This is a genomic window from Pseudomonas sp. AS2.8, from assembly GCF_014190935.1.
In the GTDB taxonomy this organism is placed as follows: domain Bacteria; phylum Pseudomonadota; class Gammaproteobacteria; order Pseudomonadales; family Pseudomonadaceae; genus Chryseomonas.
In genome coordinates this window covers 42,699-65,990 of the sequence record NZ_JACHVV010000007.1, presented here as the reverse complement: position 1 = coordinate 65,990, position 23,292 = coordinate 42,699, and the positions used below count along the sequence as shown (strand labels likewise).

General features: G+C 66.5%; 26 protein-coding genes. 14 read left to right on the top strand and 12 right to left on the bottom strand.

Annotation, left to right across the window (positions count from 1 at the left end):
- Positions 1 to 107: 107 nt before the first annotated feature.
- Positions 108 to 1,307, bottom strand: coding sequence for a tyrosine--tRNA ligase (tyrS, locus tag FHR73_RS22045; RefSeq protein WP_183634053.1), 1,200 nt, complete (start codon positions 1,305 to 1,307; stop codon positions 108 to 110).
- Between the two features lie 167 nt (positions 1,308 to 1,474).
- Here tyrS and FHR73_RS22040 point away from each other — a divergent pair, with 167 nt between their 5' ends.
- On the top strand, positions 1,475 to 2,911 hold the full coding sequence (locus FHR73_RS22040; protein WP_183634052.1) for a peptidoglycan DD-metalloendopeptidase family protein: 1,437 nt from the start codon (positions 1,475 to 1,477) through the stop codon (positions 2,909 to 2,911).
- 1 nt (position 2,912) lies between these two features.
- Positions 2,913 to 3,998, top strand: coding sequence for an anhydro-N-acetylmuramic acid kinase (locus FHR73_RS22035; RefSeq protein WP_183634051.1), 1,086 nt, complete (start codon positions 2,913 to 2,915; stop codon positions 3,996 to 3,998).
- A 30-nt stretch (positions 3,999 to 4,028) separates the two neighbouring features.
- Here the strand turns inward: FHR73_RS22035 and erpA are convergent, their stop codons facing one another.
- Positions 4,029 to 4,379: an iron-sulfur cluster insertion protein ErpA gene (gene erpA, locus FHR73_RS22030; RefSeq protein WP_007162616.1), complete on the bottom strand. Its 351-nt coding sequence runs from the start codon at positions 4,377 to 4,379 to the stop codon at positions 4,029 to 4,031.
- A gap of 174 nt (positions 4,380 to 4,553) precedes the next feature.
- On the opposite strand from erpA, the gene hemJ reads away from it, so the two are divergent.
- From hemJ to coq7, 4 genes are all read left to right on the top strand, one after another.
- Positions 4,554 to 4,979: a protoporphyrinogen oxidase HemJ gene (hemJ, locus tag FHR73_RS22025; RefSeq protein WP_058792657.1), complete on the top strand. Its 426-nt coding sequence runs from the start codon at positions 4,554 to 4,556 to the stop codon at positions 4,977 to 4,979.
- 48 nt (positions 4,980 to 5,027) lie between these two features.
- The gene (locus FHR73_RS22020) at positions 5,028 to 5,816 is read left to right on the top strand and encodes an SDR family oxidoreductase (protein ID WP_183634050.1); all 789 of its coding nucleotides are present in this window, start codon (positions 5,028 to 5,030) and stop codon (positions 5,814 to 5,816) included.
- An 81-nt stretch (positions 5,817 to 5,897) separates the two neighbouring features.
- The gene (locus tag FHR73_RS22015; RefSeq protein WP_017642985.1) at positions 5,898 to 6,239 is read left to right on the top strand and encodes a histidine triad nucleotide-binding protein; all 342 of its coding nucleotides are present in this window, start codon (positions 5,898 to 5,900) and stop codon (positions 6,237 to 6,239) included.
- A 40-nt stretch (positions 6,240 to 6,279) separates the two neighbouring features.
- Positions 6,280 to 6,927: a 2-polyprenyl-3-methyl-6-methoxy-1,4-benzoquinone monooxygenase gene (coq7, locus tag FHR73_RS22010; RefSeq protein ID WP_133863070.1), complete on the top strand. Its 648-nt coding sequence runs from the start codon at positions 6,280 to 6,282 to the stop codon at positions 6,925 to 6,927.
- A 60-nt stretch (positions 6,928 to 6,987) separates the two neighbouring features.
- Here the strand turns inward: coq7 and pcaG are convergent, their stop codons facing one another.
- The 3 genes from pcaG to pcaQ form a co-directional block, all read right to left on the bottom strand.
- The gene (pcaG, locus tag FHR73_RS22005) at positions 6,988 to 7,599 is read right to left on the bottom strand and encodes a protocatechuate 3,4-dioxygenase subunit alpha (protein WP_183634049.1); all 612 of its coding nucleotides are present in this window, start codon (positions 7,597 to 7,599) and stop codon (positions 6,988 to 6,990) included.
- A gap of 10 nt (positions 7,600 to 7,609) precedes the next feature.
- Positions 7,610 to 8,335: a protocatechuate 3,4-dioxygenase subunit beta gene (gene pcaH, locus FHR73_RS22000; RefSeq protein ID WP_183634048.1), complete on the bottom strand. Its 726-nt coding sequence runs from the start codon at positions 8,333 to 8,335 to the stop codon at positions 7,610 to 7,612.
- A gap of 100 nt (positions 8,336 to 8,435) precedes the next feature.
- Positions 8,436 to 9,359, bottom strand: coding sequence for a pca operon transcription factor PcaQ (gene pcaQ / locus FHR73_RS21995; protein ID WP_183634047.1), 924 nt, complete (start codon positions 9,357 to 9,359; stop codon positions 8,436 to 8,438).
- A 117-nt stretch (positions 9,360 to 9,476) separates the two neighbouring features.
- Here pcaQ and FHR73_RS21990 point away from each other — a divergent pair, with 117 nt between their 5' ends.
- From FHR73_RS21990 to FHR73_RS21970, 5 genes are all read left to right on the top strand, one after another.
- Positions 9,477 to 10,169: a TetR family transcriptional regulator gene (locus FHR73_RS21990; RefSeq protein ID WP_183634046.1), complete on the top strand. Its 693-nt coding sequence runs from the start codon at positions 9,477 to 9,479 to the stop codon at positions 10,167 to 10,169.
- A 97-nt stretch (positions 10,170 to 10,266) separates the two neighbouring features.
- Positions 10,267 to 10,767, top strand: coding sequence for an urease accessory protein UreE (ureE, locus tag FHR73_RS21985; protein ID WP_183634045.1), 501 nt, complete (start codon positions 10,267 to 10,269; stop codon positions 10,765 to 10,767).
- A complete protein-coding gene (locus FHR73_RS21980) occupies positions 10,764 to 11,435 on the top strand; it encodes an urease accessory protein UreF (RefSeq protein WP_183634044.1) in 672 nt (223 codons plus the stop codon). Before ureE ends, FHR73_RS21980 begins: the two co-directional genes overlap by 4 nt.
- Positions 11,436 to 11,446: 11 nt before the next feature.
- The gene (gene ureG / locus FHR73_RS21975) at positions 11,447 to 12,061 is read left to right on the top strand and encodes an urease accessory protein UreG (protein WP_007162627.1); all 615 of its coding nucleotides are present in this window, start codon (positions 11,447 to 11,449) and stop codon (positions 12,059 to 12,061) included.
- A 30-nt stretch (positions 12,062 to 12,091) separates the two neighbouring features.
- Positions 12,092 to 12,664 carry a HupE/UreJ family protein gene (locus FHR73_RS21970; protein WP_183634043.1) on the top strand — a complete coding sequence of 191 codons (573 nt, stop codon included), beginning with the start codon at positions 12,092 to 12,094 and terminating at the stop codon, positions 12,662 to 12,664.
- A gap of 16 nt (positions 12,665 to 12,680) precedes the next feature.
- On the opposite strand, the gene FHR73_RS21965 is transcribed toward FHR73_RS21970, so the two are convergent.
- Both FHR73_RS21965 and FHR73_RS21960 read right to left on the bottom strand, forming a co-directional pair.
- A complete protein-coding gene (locus FHR73_RS21965; protein ID WP_183634042.1) occupies positions 12,681 to 13,937 on the bottom strand; it encodes a metallophosphoesterase in 1,257 nt (418 codons plus the stop codon).
- Positions 13,938 to 13,947: 10 nt separating this feature from the next.
- Positions 13,948 to 15,576, bottom strand: a complete 1,629-nt coding sequence (locus tag FHR73_RS21960) for a glycosyltransferase family 39 protein (protein WP_311630806.1) — start codon at positions 15,574 to 15,576, stop codon at positions 13,948 to 13,950.
- Between the two features lie 258 nt (positions 15,577 to 15,834).
- Between FHR73_RS21960 and FHR73_RS21955 the strand changes: the two genes are divergently transcribed.
- The 3 genes from FHR73_RS21955 (at position 15,835) to FHR73_RS21945 (ending at position 17,680) form a co-directional block, all read left to right on the top strand.
- Entirely contained in the window at positions 15,835 to 16,362 is a 528-nt protein-coding gene (locus FHR73_RS21955) for a DUF3455 domain-containing protein (RefSeq protein ID WP_183634040.1), read from the top strand.
- Positions 16,363 to 16,445: 83 nt separating this feature from the next.
- Complete coding sequence (locus FHR73_RS21950) at positions 16,446 to 16,973, top strand: sigma-70 family RNA polymerase sigma factor (protein WP_183634039.1); 528 nt, start codon at positions 16,446 to 16,448, stop codon at positions 16,971 to 16,973.
- A complete protein-coding gene (locus FHR73_RS21945) occupies positions 16,970 to 17,680 on the top strand; it encodes an anti-sigma factor domain-containing protein (protein WP_183634038.1) in 711 nt (236 codons plus the stop codon). Before FHR73_RS21950 ends, FHR73_RS21945 begins: the two co-directional genes overlap by 4 nt.
- Positions 17,681 to 17,690: 10 nt before the next feature.
- Here FHR73_RS21945 and FHR73_RS21940 read toward each other — a convergent pair whose 3' ends face one another.
- From FHR73_RS21940 to livM, 5 genes are all read right to left on the bottom strand, one after another.
- The gene (locus tag FHR73_RS21940; RefSeq protein ID WP_183634037.1) at positions 17,691 to 18,449 is read right to left on the bottom strand and encodes an SDR family oxidoreductase; all 759 of its coding nucleotides are present in this window, start codon (positions 18,447 to 18,449) and stop codon (positions 17,691 to 17,693) included.
- Positions 18,450 to 18,699: 250 nt separating this feature from the next.
- Positions 18,700 to 20,421, bottom strand: a complete 1,722-nt coding sequence (locus FHR73_RS21935; protein WP_183634036.1) for an aconitase X — start codon at positions 20,419 to 20,421, stop codon at positions 18,700 to 18,702.
- Between the two features lie 2 nt (positions 20,422 to 20,423).
- Positions 20,424 to 21,140, bottom strand: a complete 717-nt coding sequence (locus FHR73_RS21930) for an ABC transporter ATP-binding protein (protein ID WP_059313382.1) — start codon at positions 21,138 to 21,140, stop codon at positions 20,424 to 20,426.
- The gene (locus FHR73_RS21925) at positions 21,137 to 22,012 is read right to left on the bottom strand and encodes an ABC transporter ATP-binding protein (RefSeq protein WP_017640612.1); all 876 of its coding nucleotides are present in this window, start codon (positions 22,010 to 22,012) and stop codon (positions 21,137 to 21,139) included. The genes FHR73_RS21930 and FHR73_RS21925 overlap by 4 nt, the downstream gene beginning before the upstream one ends.
- On the bottom strand, positions 22,009 to 23,289 hold the full coding sequence (gene livM / locus FHR73_RS21920) for a high-affinity branched-chain amino acid ABC transporter permease LivM (protein ID WP_183634035.1): 1,281 nt from the start codon (positions 23,287 to 23,289) through the stop codon (positions 22,009 to 22,011). The genes FHR73_RS21925 and livM overlap by 4 nt, the downstream gene beginning before the upstream one ends.
- Between the last annotated feature and the right edge of the window lie 3 nt (positions 23,290 to 23,292).

Here is a 23,292-nt window from a genome sequence, read left to right as displayed (position 1 = left end):
CCCGACTCAGACCTAAGTGCTTGATTTTCAAGCCCCTTCAGCATCTGCGCCGGAAGTGGGGCGCATTATAGGGGAGTTTCAGAGCAGGTCAACAGGTTATTTCAAATTTATTGCTGACGGACGCTGATGCGGGCAAAGGCCTTCTTGCCGGCCTGACATATATAGGTACGGCCGATCTCGAACAGGAAGCCGCGATCGACCACCTCGCCATCCACCTTGACGCTACCCGCTGCCAATAGATCGCGGGCTGCCGCAGCGTTCTTCACCAGTCCAGCCTTGTTGAGGACGGCAGCGACCGGCAGCGCGGCATCGGTTTCCAGCTCGACTTCCGGCAGGTCTTCCGGCAACTCGCCATCCTTCATGCGGTTGCCCGCGGAACGGTGGGCGGTCTGGGCGGCTTCTTCCCCGTGGAAGCGGGCCACGATCTCTTCGGCCAGCTTGATCTTGATGTCGCGGGGATTGGCGCCCTGCGCAACGTCGCTGCGGAACTGGGCGATCTCTTCCAGGCTGCGGAAGCTGAGCAGTTCGAAGTAGCGCCACATGAGGGTGTCGGGAATGGACACCAGCTTGTTGTACATGACACCCGGCGCTTCCTGGATGCCGACGTAGTTGCCCAGGGACTTGGACATCTTCTTCACGCCGTCCAGACCTTCGAGCAGCGGCATGGTGAGGATGCACTGGGCTTCCTGGCCATAGGCGCGCTGCAGTTCGCGACCCATGAGCAGGTTGAATTTCTGGTCGGTACCGCCCAGCTCGACATCGGCGCGCAGGGCGACGGAGTCATAGCCCTGGACCAAGGGATAGAGGAACTCGTGGATGGCGATGGACTGGTTGCTTGCGTAACGCTTGCTGAAGTCGTCGCGCTCGAGCATGCGCGCCACGGTGTACTGGGAAGACAGGCGAATGAAGTCGGCCGGCGACAGCTGATCCATCCAGGTGGCATTGAAGGCCACTTCGGTACGGGCCGGATCGAGGATCTTGAACACCTGGGCCTTGTAGGTCTCGGCATTCTCCAGCACCTGCTCGCGGGTCAGCGGCGGGCGGGTGGCGCTCTTGCCACTGGGGTCGCCGATCATGCCGGTGAAGTCGCCGATCAGGAAGATGACCTGGTGGCCCAGCTCCTGGAACTGGCGCAGCTTGTTGATCAGCACGGTGTGGCCAAGGTGCAGATCCGGAGCGGTCGGATCGAAGCCTGCCTTGATACGCAGCGGGGTGCCGCGCTCCAGTTTTGTTACAAGCTCTGACTCGACAAGCAGCTCATCTGCTCCACGCTTGATGACCGCCAGCTGCTCCTGGACCGTTTTCATGGGGGCTTCGCCTCTGAATTTCGAAAGCGTGAACCTTATCAAGATGCCCCTGGTAGCCGCCAGCCGGCACGTCGGATCACCACCCCAAAGGGTTGTGACAGCCAGATTTTGATTATATTTTAGGCAGTTATTCACTTCTTTTAACGTCAGATCATCACTTCAGCTAAATGACGAAGCCAATCCCCAAAAGTCCGTTCTACCCCAAAAGCCACCTCGTGGCCGCCAGCGGGGTGGCCGCACTCTTGAGTCTGGCCTTGCTCGTGTTTCCCTCTCAGCAGGTCGAGGCGAAACGCACTTCCATCAATCTGGATGTTGAACAGGACGCCCGGCGCGTCGTGCAGGGTCAGGATGACCTGAAGGAGCAAGTGCTCGCAGATACTCAAGCCGCGGACACCCAGTCCCCCTCCCCCTTTGCCCAGGTAGCCCCGGAGCAGACGGAAGCGCAGACCACCGAGGAAGCGCCTGCCGAAGAAGAAGTTGCCGCCACGGAACGCGTCGAGCCGCAGTGGAAGACCGAAACCGTGCGCAAGGGCGACACCCTCTCGACCCTGTTCGAGCGGGCCGGCCTGGCCGCTGCCGTGGTGCACGAAGTGCTGGCCAGCAGCAAGGAAGCCAAGAAGCTGACTCGCCTGCGGGTGGGTCAGAAGATCGAATTCCAGCGTGATCATTCGGGCGACCTGCTGGCAGTGCGTACCAAGCTCACCGCGCTGCAGACCCTGTCGCTGGTCAAGGCCGACCAGGGCTACGAGGTCGAGCACAAGACCGTCACCCCGGACATCCGCAAGGCCTATGCCCAGGGTCGGATCAGCAGTTCGCTGTTCGCCTCGGCGCAGAAGGCCGGACTGTCCCATGACATGACCATGGCGCTGGCCACCATCTTCGGCTACGACATCGACTTCGCGCTGGACATCCAGGAAGGCGACGAATTCGAGGTGGTCTACGAGGACAAGGTGGTCAATGGCAAGCACGTCGGCTATGGCAACATCCTGGCCGCCCGCTTCGTCAACAAGGGCAAGGCCTACACGGCCGTGCGCTACACCGCCAAGAACGGCACCACCAACTACTACACGGCGGAAGGCGGCAGCATGCGCAAGGCCTTCATCCGTACCCCGGTGGAGTTCTCGCGGATCAGCTCGCGCTTCACCATGGGCCGTTTCCACCCGGTGCTGAACAAGATGCGTGCGCACAAGGGCGTCGACTATGCCGCGCCTACCGGTACGCCGATCCATGCCACCGGCGACGGCAAGATCGCCAAGTCCGGTCGCGAGAATGGCTACGGCAACGTGGTGATGATCCAGCACGGCAAGACCTACACCACCGTCTATGGCCACATGAGCCGGATCGCCAAGGGCATGCAGGCCGGCGCGTCGGTGAAGCAGGGCCAGGTGATCGGCTACGTGGGCATGACGGGCCTGGCGACCGGTCCGCACCTGCACTATGAGTTCCGCATCAATGGCAACCACGTCGATCCGCTCGGGGTGAAGCTGCCCATGGCCGACCCCATCGCCAAGAACGAGATCTCGCGTTTCCTCGCGCAGAGCCAGCCGCTCATGGCCCGCATGGACCAGGAACGTGCCTCTCTGCTCGCGATGAACAAGCGCTGAGATGGAGCGCTACCTGGGAGTGATGTCCGGCACCAGTCTGGACGGACTGGATATCGCCCTGATCGAACAGGACGAGCGGACCCGATTCGTCGCCGCTCTGGGCGTGCCCATGCCGGACGCGCTACGCTGCGAGCTGCTGGCGCTGTGCGCGCCCGGCGACAACGAGATCGAGCGCATCGCCCGGGCCGAACAGGCCTGGGTCAGGCTGGCCGCCCAGGGTATCGCCGAACTGCTGGCGCAGCAGGGGCTGACCCCCACGGATATCCGCGCCGTGGGTAGCCATGGCCAGACCATCCGCCATCTGCCGGCGCAGGGCTACACCCTGCAGATCGGCGATGCCGCCCTGCTGGCCGAGTTGAGTGGCATCGATGTCATCGCCGACTTCCGCCGTCGCGACCTGGCCGCCGGTGGCCAGGGGGCGCCCCTGGTCCCGGCCTTCCATGCCGATCTCTTTGGCCTGGACTGCCCGCGTGCAGTACTCAATATCGGTGGCTTCAGCAACGTGACCCTGCTGGCGCCGGGTCTGCCGGTACGGGGATTCGATTGCGGACCGGGCAATGTGCTGCTGGATGCCTGGATCCACCACAGCCAGGGGCGACTCTTCGACGCCGATGGCGCGTGGGCGGCGCAGGGACAGGTCGTGCCGGCGCTGCTGCAACGGTTGCTGAGCGATCCCTTCTTCATGAAGAGCGGACCAAAGAGCACCGGGCGCGAGCACTTCAATCTGCCCTGGCTACAGGGACAGCTCGCCCAGCATGAGGCGCTGGATCCGGCGGATGTCCAGGCCACCCTGGCCGAGCTGAGCGCTCGCAGCATTGCCGAGAGCATCCTGGCCGCCCAGCCGGTGGAGGAGGTGCTGGTGTGTGGCGGCGGGGCGCACAACCGGGACCTGATGGCGCGTCTGGCCAGGCAGCTGGCGCCAGCCGTGGTGCAGAGCACCGCAGCCTATGACGTCTCGCCGGACTGGATGGAAGCCATGGCCTTTGCCTGGCTGGCGCAGCGCTTCTGCGAGCGCCTGCCCGGCAATTGTCCGGAAGTCACCGGCGCCCGAGGCCTTCGCGTGCTGGGTGCGCACTACCCGCACTAGCCAGCGCGCTGGGCCGAAGGGGCTGCCGGGTCAGATGGAGAAGGACTGACCGCAGCCACAGGTGGTGGCGGCGTTGGGGTTCTTGATGACGAAGCGCGAGCCTTCCAGGCCTTCCTGGTAGTCCACCTCGGCGCCAGCCAGGTACTGGAAGCTCATGGGATCCACCACCAGGTGCACGCCATCGCGCTCGATGACGGTGTCGTCGTCGGCGGAATCTTCATCGAAGGTGAAGCCGTACTGGAAGCCCGAGCAGCCGCCACCCGTGACGAAGACGCGCAGCTTCAGGCGGGGATTGCCCTCTTCCTCGATCAGGTTCTTCACCTTGCTGGCCGCGCCCAGGGTGAACTGCAGGGGGGTCGGGGTGAAGGTTTCAATGGTCATTGCCGTAGTCTCCCGGCTTGCGCCGAACACAATTCAGTCGGGAAATTATCCGCTTGCCCTAGCAAAAGGGTCAACTATTGCGCGACCACGGGAGTCTGGCCGAGATGACCGGAGTGAATGACTTGCCGGCAGCGCCACTCTAATATCGCGCCGCCCGATAAGGAGAACGCCCCGATGCTCTATCTTTGGTTGAAAGCCTTCCACCTGATTGCCCTGGTCTGCTGGTTCGCCGGCCTGTTCTATCTGCCGCGCCTGTTCGTCTATCACGCCCAGAGCAGTGACGCCGTGAGCCACGAGCGCTTCTGCCTGATGGAGCGCAAGCTGTATCGCGGCATCATGCTGCCGGCGATGATCCTGACGCTGCTGTTCGGCATCGGCCTGCTGGTGATCAATCCGAGCTGGCTGACCCAGGGCTGGATGCACACCAAGCTGGCGCTGGTGGTGGTGCTGATCGGCTATCACCATGTCTGCGGCGCCATGCGCAAGAGATTCGAGCGCGGCGAAAACAAGCGCAGTCATGTGTTCTACCGCTGGTTCAACGAGGTGCCGGTACTGGTGCTGATCGCCATCGTCATCCTGGTGGTGGTCAAACCCTACTAGGTGCGCGGCGAATCCGCCGGCGACCGGCGTTTTCCTGGAGAAAGCAGTATGCAGCGTTATGCCCTGGTAACCGGTGCCTCGTGCGGGATCGGCCTGGCCCTGGCCGAGGCCCTGGCGCGGCGGGGTCAGCCGCTGATCCTGCTGGCGCGGCGCAAGGACAAGCTGGAGAGCATCGCCGCCGAACTGGCGCAGCGCTTCGACGTGGAGGTGCTGTACCGGGTCTGCGACCTGGCGGAGCCGCTGCACCTGACCGGGCTGCTGCACGAGTTGGAGCAGAGCGAGAGAGCCATCGGCCTACTGGTCAATTGCGCCGGGATCGGCAGCGGCGGGGATTTTCTCGCCGCCGACTGGCCGCGGGTGCAGGAGCAACTGGAGCTGAACATCCTGGCGCTCACCCGCCTGTGCCATGCCCTGGGCCAGCACATGGCCATCCAGGGGGGTGGCCAGATTCTCAACGTCGCCTCGACCGCGGCCTTCCAGCCCATTCCCTACATGAGCAGCTATGCGGCGACCAAGGCCTATGTGCTGCACTTCTCCGAGGGCCTGCGCGAGGAACTCAAGAAGCGGGGGGTGTCGGTTTCGGTGCTCTGCCCCGGGCCGACCCGTACCGCCTTCTTCAAGAATGCCGGGCTGCACACCGGGCGCATGGAGCAGAGCAAGCTGCTGATGTCCGCCGAGGAGGTGGCCCTGGCCGCGGTGCGCGGACTGGAAAGACGCCAGGCGGTGATCGTCCCGGGCTGGCGCAATCGCCTGGGCAGTCTGCTGCCACGCTTCTTCCCCCGTGCCCTGGTGCGTTCAGCCGCGGTGCGGATCGGCAAACTCTTTCAACCCGCGTAAGGGTGATCCCGCCAGCGGTACCTGCCTGCGGGCGGTAGCCGCTGGTACACTCGGGGTCTATTCAGCCAGCAGGAGATCGACGTGGATTGTCTGTTCTGCAAGATCGTCGCCGGGGACATTCCGGCCAAGGTGCTCTACGAGGACGATCAGGTCATGGCCTTCCATGACATCGCCCCGCAGGCGCCCGTGCACTTTCTGGTCATCCCCAAGAAGCACATCGCGACCCTGCATGACCTCAGCGAGGCCGATGACAAGCAGCTCGCCGGCCATATCCTCTTCACCGCCCAGCGCCTGGCGCAGGAGCAGGGCTGCGAGGAAGGCTTCCGCGTGGCGATGAATTGCAACGCCCTGGGTGGCCAGACGGTCTATCACATCCATATGCATGTGCTGGGCAAGCGGCAGATGACCTGGCCTCCGGGCTGAGCCACACCCTGTCCTCCCTTCGCCCGCCAAGGAGATCACCTTGAGATCCAAGCGCCTCTACTCCCCCCTCGATCGACTGCTGATCCAGGCCGATACCGCCTTGCGTACCCTGACGCCCTTCAGTGGCGCTCCCACCCGCAGCTCGCCGGCCATTCCGCTCAAGGACGCCGAGCTGAGCGACGAGGAACGCCGTCATGCGGCCGGCCTCATGCGCATCAACCACACCGGCGAGGTCTGCGCCCAGGCGCTGTACCAGGGTCAGGCGCTGACCGCCAAGCTGCCTGAGGTCCGGGAAGAAATGGAGCGTTCGGCGGACGAAGAGATCGATCACCTGGCCTGGTGCGAGCAACGCATACGCGCCCTGGGTGAGCGTCCGAGCCTGCTCAATCCGCTGTTCTACGGCCTGTCCTTCGGGATCGGCGCCGGTGCCGGCCTGATCAGCGATCGCCTGAGCCTGGGCTTCGTCGCCGCCACCGAGGATCAGGTCTGCCGCCATCTGGACGAGCACCTGGACAAGCTGCCAGCGGCCGACGCTAAGTCCCGCGCGGTGCTGGAACAGATGCGCATCGATGAAGAACAGCACGCCGAGCATGCCCTGGCGGCCGGTGGCTGGCGCTTTCCCACGCCGGTCAAATACGGCATGAGCCTGGTGTCCAAGGTGATGACCAAGACCACCTACCGCATCTGACCTGCGGCTGGCGCCCACGAAAAAGCCCTGCCTTGGCAGGGCTTCTTGCTGTCCGGAGGGCTAGATGTCGAAGAAGACGGTTTCCTGCGGGCCCTGCAAGTAGATATCGAAGCGATAGGCCAGGCGGCCATCGATTTCGCAGCGACGTGCCAGCAGGGTGGGCCGGCGCTCCGGTTCCGGCAGGTTGTAGACCGGGCAGCGGGCGTTGGCCTCGGCTTCATCGTCGAAGTAGAGGCGGGTCTGCAGGTGGATGTTGATGCCGCGGGCGAACAGGGTGACGTTGATATGCGGCGCCATGGGCTGGCCGCGCTGGTCGACGACCTGGCCGGGCTTGATGGTGTGCAGCGTCCAGTCACCGGCGTCGAAAGTGGTGGCGGTGCGACCGAAGCCGTTGAAGGCCTTTTCCACGTCGTAGACCGGATCGTACTGACCCTGGTGATCGGCCTGCCAGAACTCCAGGAAGGAATCGCGCACCAGGTTGCCGTTGCCGTCGAACACCTGGCCGGTAAGCAGGATGTGCTCGCCGGGGGCGCCGGGCTTGGCCAGCTCGTTCCAGATCTCGACCTCGCGGGTGGGGTTGCCGGCGGCGGCCAGGGCCAGGCCGATGTGAACGTAGGGGCCGGCGGTCTGGGAGGGGGTTTCCGGCAGCAGGTCGTGGCGGTTGGGGGTCATGTCGGCGTCCTCAGTGATGTTCGAAGAACGTCTGCCGCGCGCCGCGGGTGACGATGTCGAAGCGATAGGCCAGGCAGTCCATGGGATTGGCCATGCTCATGTCCAGGCGGGCGATGAGGGTCTGGACGGCGTCGGGATCGGCGATGGACTTGACGATGGGGCACAGCGGGATCAGCGGATCGCCCTCGAAATAGAGCTGGGTGATCAGCCGGGTGGCGATGGCCGGCCCCATGACCGAGACGTGGATGTGCGCCGGGCGCCAGTCGTTGCTGCCGTTGCGCCAGGGATAGGGACCCGGGCGGACGGTACGGAAGACATAGTTGCCCTGGCTGTCGGTACGGGTGCGGCCGACACCGCCGAAGTTGGGATCGAGCGGCGCCAGATAGACGTCGTTCTTGTGCCGGTAGCGACCGCCGGCGTTGGCCTGCCAGATCTCCACCAGGGAGTTGGGCACCGGCTTGCCGAACTGATCGCGCAGGGTGCCGAACAGGATGATGCGTTCGCCCTGGGGCAACTGGCCGGTGCCGAAGTTGAGCAGCAGGTCGTTGTCGTGCGGCCCCAGCGGCAGCCGCGAGAAGTCCGGGCCGCTGCGCTCGGACGCGGTCTGGTGCTGCAGGCTGACCAGCGCCTGGCGTGGCGAGCGGAGAATCGAGGATTTGTAGGTGGGCGTATAGGCCTGGGGATGCCAGGTGCGATCACGGGCGACGTAGCGAACGTCGTGGGGCTTGTTATGCATTGGAATGCTCCACGGAAGGATCGGGGCCAGGGGCTGGCTGATCCCAGTGTGGCCCAGGGCGCCGCCTGGCTGAATTGAAAGCTGCACTCTTCCCCATAACCTAGTGGTTATGGGTCAGCTCTTTAGCTACCTCGCGCAGGACGTCGCAGAATCTCTGGGTAGCCAGCGACAGGGACACGCTGCCATTGCGGCAGATGCCGACCGAGCCGCCGGCTTCGCGCACGCCAAGCTCCACCTCCACCAGTTCGCCGCTGGCCAGGTCGCGGCGCACCGCATCCAGCGGGGCGATCCATAGGGCTTCGCTCTGGCGGACGTACTGGCGGCTGAGGGTCGGCGACAGGGTTTCCAGCCGCTGGGGACTGAGCGGAATGCCGCACTGGACGAAGAGACTCTCGGCGTGGCGGCGGATGGTGGTACCGGGCAACGGCAGCACCAGGGGATAGCGCGCCAGGGTCGCCAGGTCCGCCGGTAGCGCCTGGCTCAGCGGATGTCCCGGGCGCACCACCAGGGTCAGGGCTTCGGTATAGAGGTGTTCGAAATCCAGGCCATGGATGTCGGGACTGTCGGTCATGCGACCGACCACCAGATCCAGGTCGCCGACGCGCAACTGCCCGAGCAGGTAGGCGCTGGGACCGGTGGCGACGTTGACGATGAGCTGGCGATGACGGTCATGCAGGCGCATCAGGACCTCGGGCAGCACCTGGCTTTCCACTGTCGACAGGACCCCGACCCGCACCAGGCCGCCGGCCTCGCCACCGCGCACCAGTTGCATGCCCTCGCGCAGGGCCTGGACGCAGGGACCGGCGTGGCGCAGAAACAGCAGGCCCGCCTCGGTCAGGGTCACTTCGCCCTTGCCGCGCTCGAACAGGCGTACCTCGAGGATCTCCTCGAGTTCGCGGATGGTCTTGGAAATGGCCGGCTGGGACACGGCGATGGCATCGGCGGCCTTGGCGAAGCTGCGCTGCTGGGCGATCTCCAGAAAGCACAGCAGATGCCGGAATTTGATGCGGTTGTCGAGATTCATGGCGCTCTACAGGGTGGGCCCGGGGGCAGAGCCTACCACCCGGCGGTCACGGAAAACCCTTGGAGTCAGCAGGGGCATCCTTTGCTACAGTGCCGCCTTGTCTTCCGGAATCTCTCCATGTCGATCCGTGCCCAGCAGAAGCTGCAAACGCGCCAGGCGCTGCTGGAATCGGCGCGCCTGCTGATGAACAGCGGTCGCGGCTTCGGCAGTCTCAGCCTGCGCGAGGTGAGTCGTCAGGCCGGCATCGTCCCGGCGGGCTTCTATCGCCACTTCAGCGACATGGAGACCTTCGGCCTGGCCCTGGTGGCCGAGGTGGGCGACACCTTTCGCGACGCCCTGCGCCAGGTGCGCCATCACGAATTGCAGCAGCGCGGCATGATCGAGGCCTCGGTGGAGATCTTTCTCGGCGCCGTGAGCGACAACCGCGATCAGTTCCTCTTTCTCGCCCGCGAGCAATACGGCGGCTCCCAGGCCGTGCGCCAGGCCATCGCCGAGTTGCGTCAGCGCATCACCCAAGACCTGGCACGTGACCTGCTCGCCCTGGGTCGGCTGCCCCACCTGAGTCCGTCGCAGATCGATGTGCTGGCCGACCTGGTGGTGAAGACGGTGTTCGCCACCCTGCCGGAGCTGATCGATCCGCCGCCGCTGACCACACCGCCACCGCTCTGGCCGGCGGCGAAGATGGTGCAGCAACTCAAGCTGATCCTGATCGGCAGCAAGCACTGGCGGCGCGGCGAGCGTGCCAATGCCCCAAAGGAGGGCGTAGCCCTGCTAGCCGATGCAATGGCGCACCAAATAAGAGCAACCTGAACACCAGGTCAACTTGCAGTGCCCCAGAACCAGGCGACTTGCGCGCCTTGGCAGGCCCCTTGCTGTAGAGCTGGGCAAAACTGCCAAGAGTCCTGCCATGCTGGTCGTCCAAAGCCGCTGCGCGTCCCGGGATACCTGGGACGCCGAACTCCACCTCACCTACGACGCCCGCAGCAAGAGCCGCCTGAGAGCCACCACCAGCGCTGGCGAGGACGTCGGCCTGTTTCTCGAGCGCGGGCAACCGCCGCTGGCCGATGGCGACTGTCTCGAAGCCCGCGATGGCCGAATCGTGCGGGTCGTTGCCCGGCCGGAAAAACTGCTGCATGTAACCTGCGCCAGCGCCTTCGAACTGACCCGCGCCGCCTACCACCTGGGCAATCGCCACGTCGCTCTGCAGATTGGCGACGGCTGGCTGCGCCTGCTGGACGACTATGTGCTCAAGGCCATGCTGGAGCAGCTCGGCGCCCGGGTCAGCGAGATCGAGGCCGGCTTCCAGCCCGAGCACGGTGCCTACGGCGGCGGTCACCATCACTCGCGCCATGGCGAGGAAGGCTTCAACTACGCACCCAAGCTGCACCACTTCGGCGTGCGCACGTGAATTCGCCCTTCGCGCTGCTGCGCCTGGCCAGTCCCCAGTTGCCGATTGGCGGCTACAGCTATTCCCAGGGACTGGAACTGGCCATCGACAGCGGCCTGATCCGCAGCGCGGCGGAGGCCGAGGTCTGGCTGCGCGACAATCTCGAACTCAATCTGGCGCGCTTCGAAGCACCGCTGCTGCTGGCCCATTGCCAAGCCGCCGCGGCGGGCGACTGGCTGCGCCTGAGCGAGCTGGCCGACCAGCATCGCGCTAGTCGCGAGACCGCGGAATTCCAGTTGGAAAGTCGCCAGACCGGCTATTCCCTGGCGCAACTGCTGCTCGGTCTGCCGGAGCTGGATGACGCCAGCCGCCGCCTGCTCGGCGAACTGGCGCCGACCTTCGCTCTCGGCTGGGCGCTGGCTGCCCGGGCCTGGGCGATCGCACCACGAGCGGCCCTGGACGCCTGGCTGTGGACCTGGCTGGAGAATCAGCTGGCGGTGCTGATGAAAACCCTGCCGCTGGGCCAGCAAGCGGCCCAGCGCCTCACCTCCCTTCTGCTGCCGACCCTGACCGCCGTGGCCGAGCAGGCCGCTGCCCTGCCCGAAGCGAACTGGGGCGGCGCCCCCTTCGGCCTGGTGCTCAGCAGCATGGCCCACGAGCGGCAGTACAGCCGCCTGTTCCGTTCCTAGGAGATCCCCTGATGACTACTCAACCCCTGCGTGTCGGTATCGGCGGACCGGTCGGCTCCGGCAAGACCGCCCTCACCCTGGCCCTCTGCCGCGCCCTGCGCGAGCGCTACAACCTGGCGGTGGTGACCAACGACATCTACACCCGCGAAGACGCCGATTTCCTGGTGCGCAACGAGGCTCTGGCGCCCGAGCGCATCCTTGGAGTGGAGACCGGTGGCTGCCCGCACACCGCCATCCGCGAAGACGCCTCCATCAACCTGGAAGCGGTAGACCAGCTCAACCGCCGCTTTCCCGGCCTGGACCTGATCCTGGTGGAATCCGGCGGCGACAACCTGTCCGCCACTTTCAGCCCGGAGCTGTCCGACCTGACCCTCTACGTCATCGACGTCTCGGCCGGCGACAAGCTGCCGCGCAAGGGTGGCCCCGGCATCTGCAAGTCGGATCTGCTGGTGATCAACAAGATCGACCTGGCCGAGCAGGTCGGCGCCTCCCTGGAGGTGATGGATCGCGATACCCGCAAGATGCGCGGCGACAAGCCCTTCGTCTTCAGTAACCAGAAGACCGGCCTGGGGCTGGAAGAGATCATCGCCTTCATCGAGAAGCAGGGTCTGCTGACCGCCGCCTGAGTCCAGGATTTCATCACTTAAGGAGCCCCCATGAAACACGCCAAGATCCTCGCCACCGCCGCCCTGCTGCTCGCCCCGGCCCTGGCCTTCGCCCATCCGGGTCATGCCGAGAATGGCCTGGCCGCTGGGGTGCTGCATCCCCTGACCGGTCTCGACCACCTGCTGGCCATGCTCGCCGTGGGGCTCTGGGCCGCCCAGCAGCAGGGCAAGGCGCGCCTCGCGCTGCCCTGCACCTTTGTCGGCACCATGCTGATCGGCGGCCTGCTGGGCTTCGCCGGGGTCGAGTTGCCCCTGCTGGAGACCGGCATCGCCGCCTCGGTGCTGGCGCTGGGTCTGCTGGTGGCCCTGGCCGCCCGTCCGCCGGTGGCCGCCGCCGTCGGCCTGACCGCCGCCTTCGCCCTGTTCCATGGCGTGGCCCACGGTCTGGAATTGCCGGAGATGGGCAATCCCTGGGCCTATGCCCTGGGCTTCGTCGCCGCCACCGCCACCCTGCATGGCCTGGGCTATGCCGTGGTGCGCTACCTGCCCCAGGCGGCCACGCCGCTGGTACGACTCGCCGGCGTCGCCACGGCCGTGGCCGGTGGCTGGCTGTTAGCCGCCTAAGCCTTTAAACAGGCTCTCAGGCGATCCCCAACTGCTGGCGCAATCGCGCCAGCACGCCCTCTTCCGCCACCGCCGGCAACTGCGCGGTATAGCCGCCAAAGCCGGCGAAGCGCGTGGCGAAATCCACCTCGAGCACGAATCTGTTGTCGAACTGCGGCGACGCCAGGGGCGCCAGCACCTCGGCCGTATAGGTGTCGCGCGGATCACTGCCCAGCCGCACCGGCAGATCGCCGCTCTGCTGGCGATAGGCGACCCAGGGCGAATAGGTGAAGGCTTCCAGCCGGCCCCGCGCCAGGTCCAGTTCCAGCAGGCGCAGCAGGCCGTTGCCGCCGGCGTATTCGGTCTGGTAGTTGATCAGCAGGAGATCCACCGGATGGCCCAGGTCATTGGTCATCTGCAGATGACCGCTGCCGTGGTTGTGGCCGTTGAGGGTCAGGAATATCTGGTCGTTGCGGCGGATCAGCCGATTCCACAGGCGTACCCCGGTGTCGTTGCGCCGGGTGGAAAGCACCGGCTGGCCGTTCACCAGATCGACGATGTTGTGCGAGGCCAGGATGGTCGGCAGGTGCGGATAGCGATCCAGCATGCCCTGGGCCCAGTCCAGACTCTGGTCCGACGGGCACCAGTCCAGGGTCAGCAGCAGGAAGCCCTGCCCCAGCGCCGAGAAACGATGGGCCTCGTTGAGTCCGGTGACGTCGCGTTCGATGAAGGTGGCCTGGCGCGCCGCCCGCTCGCGGCCGAAATACTGGGTGAAGAGTTCGCGGCCATCGCGCAGGCGGTCCTCGGTGTAGAGCTCGACGACATCATGGTCGCCGGTCATGACGCTGTAGGGCACCCCGGCCTGCTCCAGGCGTGCCATGGCGTGACTGGCCAGGGCCCACTCGCCGCGCTGCTCGGCGTTTTCCACCAGATCGCCCAGGTGCACCACGAACGGCAGGTTCAGCGCCGCGGCGTTGTGCGCCAGCCAATGGGTCTGGGCATGAAAGGCCAGCGCCGGCGGATAGCCCAGATGGCCATAGCGCTCCACCCGCCGGCCGTTGGGCAGCATCTCGTGGTTGTTCTCGCTGTAGTACTGGGTATCGGGCAGGACACCGAGCACGAAGCTGCTGCGCGACGGCAGCGGCGCCAGCGGCGCGAAGGCATGCCGTTCGAACCAGTGGGCGCGATGTTCCGGCAGGCCATAGCGCTGGGTCGGCTTGCAGGCGGCCAGTAGCGGCAGACCGGCCAGCGCCAGGCACAGCCGGCGACGTTTGAAATCGGGTGAATCGGTCATCACAGCGGCCTCAGGGCAGGTAGTAGGCCTGCCAGCGATTGTCGTTGAAGCGGCCTTCCAGCACCGGTTGGCGGCTGGCCAGCGGGGTGCCGGTCAGAGCGGGCTGGCTGTCGGCGTCGAGCAGCACATAGGCGGGTCGGGTGACCTGGGCGAGCTGCCCGGCCTGGCCGACGTCGAGGAAGGTCGGCAGGGGCACGTCGTAGTCGAGATTCATCAGATAGCGGAAGGCCTTGGTGTCCTGGCCCAGGCCAAAGAACACCAGTTGCCCCGGTTCACCCTGGCGCAGGCTTTCCAGGCGGGTGACGAAGGCGCGGGTGTCGTAGCGCAGCGCCTGCATCGGATCCAGTGCCAGCACCACCAGCAGCCATTGCGCCAGGGCCGCCGCGGCCAGGGGCATGCCCAGGCGGAAGGCCCCGCGCTCGCGCCAGGCGGCCACCAGGGCGAACAGCGTCAGGATGGCGAAGGCACCCAGCAGGAAGCGCAGGTCCAGCTCGGGCCACCAGCCCGCGGCCTGCAGCCGGGGTTGCTGCAGCTTGACCAGCACCCCGAGCACCACCGGAAAGATCACCAGCAACGGCAGGAACAGCCGCCGTACCCAGGCCAGGGCGCCCTGCCCCTGCAGCAGCACCCAGGCGCCGAGGGCGGCGCAGGCCGGAATGGCCGGCAGGATGTAATAGGGTTTCTTGAAGGTGGGAATGGACAGGGCCACCAGGATCAGCGTGGCGAAGGCGGCCAGCTGGAGCAGCAGGCGACTGTCCGCCCGGGCCTGGCGCAGCCGCCAGTGGTGCCTCAGCGTCGGCAGGGCCAGCAGCGCCAGGGGAAAGGCCGGGGCGTAGCGGTAGAGACCCAGTTGCAGGAAGTACCACCAGGGATAGCCGGCACCGTCGGTATCGTCCAGTCGCCCGGAGACCTGCATGCGCAGCACGTCTTCGACGAAGACTGGGCCGCCGGTACGCCAGGCCAGGCCGAACAGCAGGGCGCAGCACAGCGCCAGCACCACGGCCCCCACCAGGCCGTAGCCGAAACTGCGTCGCCAGTCGCCCTGCACCAGCCAGTAGACGCAGACCACGCCACAGGGCTCGATCAGGCCCAGTGGCCCACGCACGGCGAAGCCGGCGGCCAGGCACAGGAACACCAGGGCGCGCCGCCGGGACAGGCCGCGCTGGTCGGCGCTCCACAGCAGATAGAAGCAACCGAGTGCCGCCAGGGTGACGAACTGATCGAGACAGATGGAGCGGGCCTTGGCGAGGAAGCCATTGGTGAGCAGCAGCACCAGCACCGCCAGCAGGCCCCAGGCGCGGGACCGCTCGGCCAGCAGGCGATAGAGCAGCCCGACGATGGCCGCCGAGGCCAGGGCGGTGGGAATCACCGTGGCCAGGCGATTGACCTCGCCGAACAGCTGGGCGAAGACGTCGATCAGCAGGGTCGAGGTGGCGGGATAGTCGGGGTAGGGCTGCCCGTAGCTGGTCGGAAAGGCACTGGCCCCGTGGCGAAACATCTCCTGGGCGAACAGCGCGAAGCGGCCGTCGAAGCCGATGAAGGGCTGCTCCCACAGCCCCAGGGTGAACAGCGGCATCGCCAGCAGACACAGCGCCAGGCTTTCGAGGCGCAGGCGCGCCAGACTCGGGATGGACGACACGCGGCAGGACTCCGGCAGGCTGGGAAGGATGGGCTCGCGACCCGGCGCCACTATCGCCGAACAACCTTAGGGATCGCTGAAACCAGGCTGACGGCAGGCTGACAGGAGCCGCAGGACAGAGCGGTTCGGCTGCGAGGCGGTGGCGACTATGCCGCCGAATTGAAAATTTTTCATGACAGCTGCATCCAAGGCGCCGGCTGCCGGGTATAGCCCCTACAGTCCAGCCGACTGTGCCCCTTCTCAATCCGGAGCAAGCGCATGAACAACACCTCTAGCCGTTGCAGCATCCTGGCCCTGACCGCCCTGCTGAGTACCCCGCTGCTGGCGCAGGGCGAGTTGCCCGAGGCCGTCCGCGTCCCCGCCGGCAACAGCCTCATGCTGGAAACCGTGGGCAAGGGCACCATCGTCTACGAATGCCGCGACAAGAAGGACATGCCCGGCCAGGCCGAGTGGTTCTTTGTCGGCCCCAAGGCCGACTTGCATGATCGCCAGGGCAAGCAGGTGGGGCGCTACTACGGTCCGCCCGCTACCTGGGAAGCCAGCGACGGCTCCAAGGTGATCGGCAAGCAACTGGCCATCGCCCCCGCCGGCGCCGGCAACCTGCCCTATCAGCTGGTGGAAGCCGCGCCCGCCGAGGGCAAGGGTGCCTTCCAGGGCACCACCTATATCCAGCGCACCGCGCTCAAGGGTGGCGTCGCCCCGGCCAAGGCCTGCACCTCGGCCAACAAGGGCGAACAGCAGACTGTGAACTACCAGGCCGACTATCTGTTCTGGAAGAAGGGCTGAGGTCCGGGGGACAGCCAGGAGCGGATCGGCTAGGCTCGGCTGATCCGGTCGCCACCCTGGCGTCCCCAGCCTGGCGCGCCCTCGTGACCGACCGCTCTCCTGATCCAGCCGCCCTGCTCGCCGCCTGTGCCCGGGGCGAGCGCGCCGCCCTGCAGCGCCTCTACCAGAGCGAGGCGCCGCTGTTGCTGGGTATCGTCCTCCGCCTGGTGCGCGATCGTGGGCTGGCCGAGGACATCCTCCACGATGCCTTTCTGCGCATCTGGCGGGGCGCCGCCGGGTTCGCCCCGGAGCGCGGTTCGGCGCGTGGCTGGATGTGCAGCGTGGCACGCAACCTGGCGCTCAACGCCTTGCGCGATCGCCAGCGCCTGGTGCCCCTGGCGGACGACTGGGAACCCCTGGCCGAACCGGCCGATCCGGCGCGGGAGGCCGACGGCCGCCGCCTGGAGGGCTGCCTGCAGAATCTGGAAGCGCCGCGCCGGGAGGCCATCCTGGCCGCCTACCTGGACGGCTGCTCCCACGGCGAGATCGCCCAGCGCCTGCAGGCACCGCTGGGCACGGTGAAGAGCTGGATCACGCGTGGTCTCAAGGCGCTCAGGGAGTGCATGACATGAACAGCGACACCGCCCTGCCCCCGGACGAAGAGCGCGAGCGTCTGGCCGGCGAATATGTGCTCGGTACCCTGGACGCCGAGGAGCGTCGTCAGGTGGAGGGTGCGCTGGCGACGGATACCCGGCTGGCCGCCGCGGTGGCGCGCTGGGAGGCCCGCCTGCAGCCCCTCGCCGAGTGGGTGCCACCCGTCGAACCCGGGGCGAATCTGTGGCCGCGCATCGAGCGCAGTCTGGGTGAGGCTGACACGCGGGTCGTCATCCGGCGCGAGTCGCTGTGGCGACGCCTGGCGCTCTGGCAGGGCCTGAGTGCGGCAGGACTGGCCGCCAGCCTGGTGCTCGCCGTGCTGCTGCTGATGCGCCCGGTACCCACGCCAAGCTACCTGGTGGTGCTGGCGGCGCCCAGTGATCGGACGCCCGGCTGGGTGATCCAGACCGCCAGCGCCCATGACCTGCAGCTGATTCCCCTGGGGCGCGACGCCGTGCCGAGCGGCAAGACGCTGCAATTCTGGACCAAGGCCGATGCCTGGCAGGGCCCGGTATCTCTGGGTCTGGTCCAGCCGGGGCGTACCCTGCAGGTGCCGCTGGACCAGCTGCCGCCGCTGGAAGCCAATCAGCTGTTCGAACTCACCCTGGAAGACCAGGGCGGCTCGCCCACCGGGCGACCCACCGGGCCGATCCAGTTCATCGGCCGGGCGGTCAAGGTACTCTAGGCGAACGCCATCAGCTCTTGCGGTGGATATTGAAGTTGCTGAACGCCTGGCAGGTCGCCATCAGCTGGATGCGGTTGATGTTGACGTGCCTGGGCTGGTTCAGCGTCCAGTGGATGGATTCGGCGATGTCGTCCGGCGTCAGGGGTTCGGTGCCGGCATAGACGGCATCGGCCTTGGCCTTGTCGCCCCCGAAGCGCACCACCGAGAACTCGCTTTCGGAAAGGCCCGGCTCGATGTTGGTCACCCGCACCCCGGTGCCCAGCAGGTCGGATCTCAGGCTCAGGCTGAATTGCTTGAGGAAGGCCTTGGTGGCGCCATAGACGTGGCTGCCCGGATAGGGATAGTCGCCCGCGACGGAGCCCAGGTTGACGATGCCGGCGCCGGCGCCATGGGCGATCAGTCGCGGCAACAGCAGGCGGGTGCAATAGAGCATGCCCTTGATGTTGGTATCGACCATGGTGTCCCAGTCGTCCAGGTCGCAGCTCTGCGCCGGCGTGTTGCCCAGCGCCAGGCCGGCGTTGTTGACCAGGGCGCGCAACTGGTTGAATTCCTCCGGCAGGCCGGCGACCGCGGCTTCCACGGCCGTGCGATCCTGGACGTCCAGCACCAGCGGCAGCACCTTGGCCTGCCCGGACAGCTCCTCGGCCAGGGCGTGCAGGCGATCCTCGCGGCGGCCGGTGATGACGATCGACCAGCCGTCCTTGGCGAAGCGGCGAGCGGTGGCGGCGCCGAAGCCGGAGGTGGCACCGGTGATGAAGATCGAAGACATGAAAGATTCCTTCTGCGAGGGAGTTTGGCCGAGGCCCACGATAGCTCAGGGGCATTGGTCAGGCGAATACTCAGATCGCCGGGAATCCAGCGGATCAGTTATAACGCCTTGGTATTGCACGATTTTCCGCGCACTGGCGAATTTTTGAACAGTTCTCGCCAGGCCAGGCGCCCTGGGCCTCACGCTCGGCTATGCCAAGCTTATCCACAGGACGATCCACGGAATTCCTGTACAGAACTCGGACCGGGCTTCAGGTGGATAAGTCCGCCGCTGTGAGCCAGACAGGCGGTTCGGCCGGCGCCAGTCCGGTGCAGGCCGCCTCGACACAGGCGGCGAGGCCGGCGAAGCGCAGCTCGCGACCGGTGAGGCCGGGGCCGTAGTGGGCGAACTTGCCGGAATTGGTCAGCAGGGTACGGGCCTGGGGCGGCACCAGGGGCTCACCGAGCATGCACCAGCAGGTATCCCCGACCAGCTGGGCACCGAAGGCTTCCAGTTCGGCCAGGCTACCGGCCCGTTCGGCCGCTGCGCGCACGTCCCGCCCCAGGGTGATCACCAGGGCCACCTCGGGATGCCGCTGCCGCCCGCGACAGAGTTCGGCCAGGCGCCGGCATTCCTCGGCGGAAAAGTGCGGATTGCCCAGGGCCACCAGCTGCACCTCACGTGCGGCGGCGCTGTCCAGTTCGGCCCAGGCCTGGCGCAGATCGGCCAGGCTGATATCCTCGACCTCCAGCTCGGGTGCGGCCACCGCAGCCAGGGTCGGCGCCTCAGGGGTCACCCCGACCAGATGGAACAACGGCGCCGCCGAGGTGGTGGCGAAGGCGGCGCCAAAGGCCTTGAGATCGTCGCGGCTGGGCTGGGCATGCTCCAACCCCAGCACCGCGGGGATCCGGGTGGGCGAACGCAGGCCGATCCAGTAGCCGAGCAGTGGATAGAAGGCGTCGTCATGGCCCTCGGGTACGGCGACCCGGAAGACCTTGGCCGCGCGGCGGCCGCTGTCCAGGTGGCAGCCGGCCAGGGGCGCCCGACCGGTCAGGGCGGTGCAGATGTCGAGGAAGTCGGCGTACTTCTGGGTGCGCGCGCCCAGCACGCTGTTGGCGAAGACCACGGCATTGGATTCGGCCCAGACCACCTGCTCGCCCAGCGTCGGTGCGCTGTCCAGCAGATAGGGCGCACAGGTGAAGGTGGGACGGCAGCCGAGGGCCACATAGGCCTCGGCCAGGGCACTGGCCGGTTCACCCAGCGCTGGCGCCACACCCTGCTCGCGCCAGCGGCGCTGATCCACTGACACCGCATTGAGGCTGGTGGGCACCCGCACCCGACCGCCCCACTCCACCAGTCGCTGGGCAAAGGCCAGGCTGGCCGGGCCGGTGTAGATGCAGCCGTCGATATGGGCCTGGGTGATGTCGAGCAGCTCGCGAGCACCCTGCAGGTGCGCCATGCGCACCAGGATCTTCATCGCCGCCTGGACGGCCTGGCCTTCGGCGCCCGCCAGCTTGGCCTGGTCGGTCGCGCTGAGCTGCACGTCGGCAGGGATCTCGGTAGCGGTGTCGGGAAAGAGCTCTCCGGGCGCGCCGACCCAGCCATCGTTCACCGCGATCTCGTCCTGCTCGGCGAGAGCCGCGAAGGCCTCGGCGCCCAGGCTGATGACCGGCAGGGAGCAGCCGAAGAGTTCTTCCGCGACGATGGCGCCCAGGCTGAGGATTTCGTCGGGCTCGGCCAGCAGCAAGGCCGCCGGCCCGCGTCCCGCCAGCAACAGCTCCAAGAGCACGGCGCTGCCGGTGCAGGAGCCGCGACCGCTGGGAATGGCCAGGATGCGTCCGGCCAGTTCCAGGCCGTGCAGGGGATGGTGGCGATCGATCACCCGGCCGCTGGCCGGATCGACGCCACCCCAAAAACTCAACCCCAGGGGCGCCCAGGCCAGGCGTCCCCGGGCATGGCCCGCGACCAGACAGCGACCGCGGACCGCCGCCACCGCTAGTGGCCGCCCAGGTAGGCTTCGCGCACCTGGGGATTGGCCAGCAACTCCTGGCCGCTGCCGGTCATGCGGATCTCGCCGGTGACCATCACATAGGCACGGTCGGACAGGCGCAGGGCATGGTTGGCGTTCTGCTCCACCAGGAAGATGGTCATGCCGCTCTTCGCCAGCTCGCGCAGGATCTGGAAGATCTGCTTCACCACGATGGGCGCCAGGCCCAGACTGGGTTCGTCGAGCAGCAGCAGCTTGGGCCGCGCCATCAGCGCCCGGGCGATGGCCAGCATCTGCTGCTCGCCGCCGGACATGGTCATGGCCCGTTGGTTGCGGCGCTCCTTGAGGCGCGGAAAGAGCTCGAACATGCGCTGCATGTCCTCGTCCACCCAGCGGGTGCCGATGGGGATGGTGCCCATCAGCAGATTCTCCTCAACCGTCATGTCGGGGAACACATGGCGTCCCTCCGGCGACTGGGCGATGCCGTTGGAGGCCACGTAGTGAGCGTTCTTGCGGGTGATGTCCTCGCCCCGGTAGAGGATCTGCCCGTTGCGTGCCTGGGGCTGGCTGAAGATGGACATCAGCAGGGTGGACTTGCCGGCACCATTGGAGCCGATCAGGCTCACCGTCTCGCCTTCGTTGATGGACAGGGAGACGCTCTTCAGGGCCTGGATCGGCCCGTAGAAGACGTCGACGTTGCGGAATTCCAGGATCGGCGTGGTCATGCCACCTCCTCTTCTTCGGCGCCGAGGTAGGCGGCGATGACCTTGGGATCGTTGCGGATGTCGGCCGGCAGGCCGCGGGCGATGACCTGGCCATGATCCAGCACCACGATGTGGTCGGAGATGTTCATCACCATGCCCATGTCGTGCTCGATCAGCACCACGGTGATGCGGTGCTGGTCGCGCAAGAGGCGGATCATCCCGGCCAGGGCCTCGGTCTCGGCCGGGTTGAGGCCGGCGGCGGGTTCGTCCAGGCAGACGATCTCCGGACGGGTACACATGGCGCGGGCGATTTCCAGGCGGCGCTGCTGGCCGTAGGAGAGTTCGCCGGCCAGGCGGTTGGCGTGGTCCACCAGGTCCACCACCTCCAGCCAGTAGAAGGCCGTGTCCAGCGCCTTTTCCTCGGCCCGGCGATAGCCGGGGGTGTTGAGGATGCCGGTGATGAGGTTGCGATTGCACTGCATGTGCTGCGCCACCAGCAGGTTCTCCACCACCGACATCTCCTTGAACAGGCGGATGTTCTGGAAGGTGCGGGCGAGGCCGGCGCGGTTCACCAGGTGGGTGCCGCCGAACATCTTGTACCAGAGCCGGCTGCCGAACTGCACCGGGTTGACGAAGTCGGTGGCCTGGAATCGCTCGCCCATGATCTTGCCGACGCGGGTCGAGCGACCGTCGGCGGTGTCCAGGCGGATCTCGCCATCGGTGGCCTTGTAGAAGCCGGTCAGGCAGTTGAACACCGTGGTCTTGCCGGCCCCGTTGGGGCCGATCAGCGCGGTGATGGACTGGCGCTGGATCTCGAAGCTCACGTCCGAAAGGGCCTTGATGCCGCCGAATCTCATGCCCAGACCCTTTACGGTCAGAATGTTGTCGCTCACGGCGCCACTCCCTTGCGAATCGCGAAGCCACTGCGGGCGATACGGATCAGGCCACGCGGCCGCCACATCATCATCACCACCATGAGCACGCCGAACACCAGCATGCGGATGTCGCCGAATTCACGCAGCAGCTCGAACAGCAGGGTCATGACGAAGGCCGAGACCACCACCCCGACGGTGGAGCCCAGACCGCCCAGCACCACGATGGCCAGTACCAGCACCGACTCGAAGAAGTTGAACGAGGCCGGGTTGATGAAGCCTTGGTAGGTGGCGAAGAACACCCCGGCGAGGCCGGCGGTGGAGGCACCGATCATGAAGGCCGAGAGCTTGACCAGCACGTGGTTGAGACCCATGGCGCGACAGGCGATCTCGTCTTCGCGCAGGGCTTCCCAGGCGCGACCGACCGGCATGCGGGTCAGGCGGTGCTTAATGTAGAGCACCAGCAGCACCACTAGGAACAGCACGGTGTAGATGAAGATCATCGTCGCGTTGGGGTTGTAGCTGATGCCCAGCAACTCATGGATGGGCACCCCGCCCTCCTTCGCCCGGCGTCCGAATTCGATGCCGAAGAAGGTCGGCGAAGGCGCGGCGATACCGTTGGGGCCCTTGGTCACTTCCAGCCAGTTGTTGAGCACCAGGCGGATGATCTCGCCGAAGCCGAGGGTGACGATGGCCAGGTAGTCCCCGTGCATGCGCAAGACCGGGAATCCCAGTATCGCCCCCGCTACCGCCGCCAGCACCGCGGCGAGCGGCAGCATGGTCCAGAAGCCCAGGCCGAGGTACTGGTAACCCAGCGCCAGGCCGTAGGCGCCGATGGCATAGAAGCCGACGTAGCCGAGGTCGAGCAGGCCGGCCAGGCCCACCACGATGTTCAGGCCCAGGCCCAGCAGCACATAGATCAGGCAGAGGATGATCACCGTCAGCCAGTACTTGGTGGCCAGGAAGGGAAAGGCGATGGCCACCAGGATGATGATGGGCAGGATGAATCTGAGGTTGGACTTGTGTCCCGGCGGCAGCACGTGGACGCCGCCGTCGTTGCGCTTGAAGGACTCGATCCAGTCACGGCCCTTGGCGGTCTGGCCGAACAGGCTGAGCAGGAAGCGGCCGGCCATGACCACCGCGACCATGATGCCGACGCGACCGGGCTGGACGTTGTAGCCATAGCCGTCGAGCACGATGCCGACGATGGGGCCGAACAGGATCAGCGAGACCAGGCCGACCATGAGGGTGTCGCGCAGCACGACCTTGAGGTCGAAGGAGGAAGACGTCTGACTCATGGA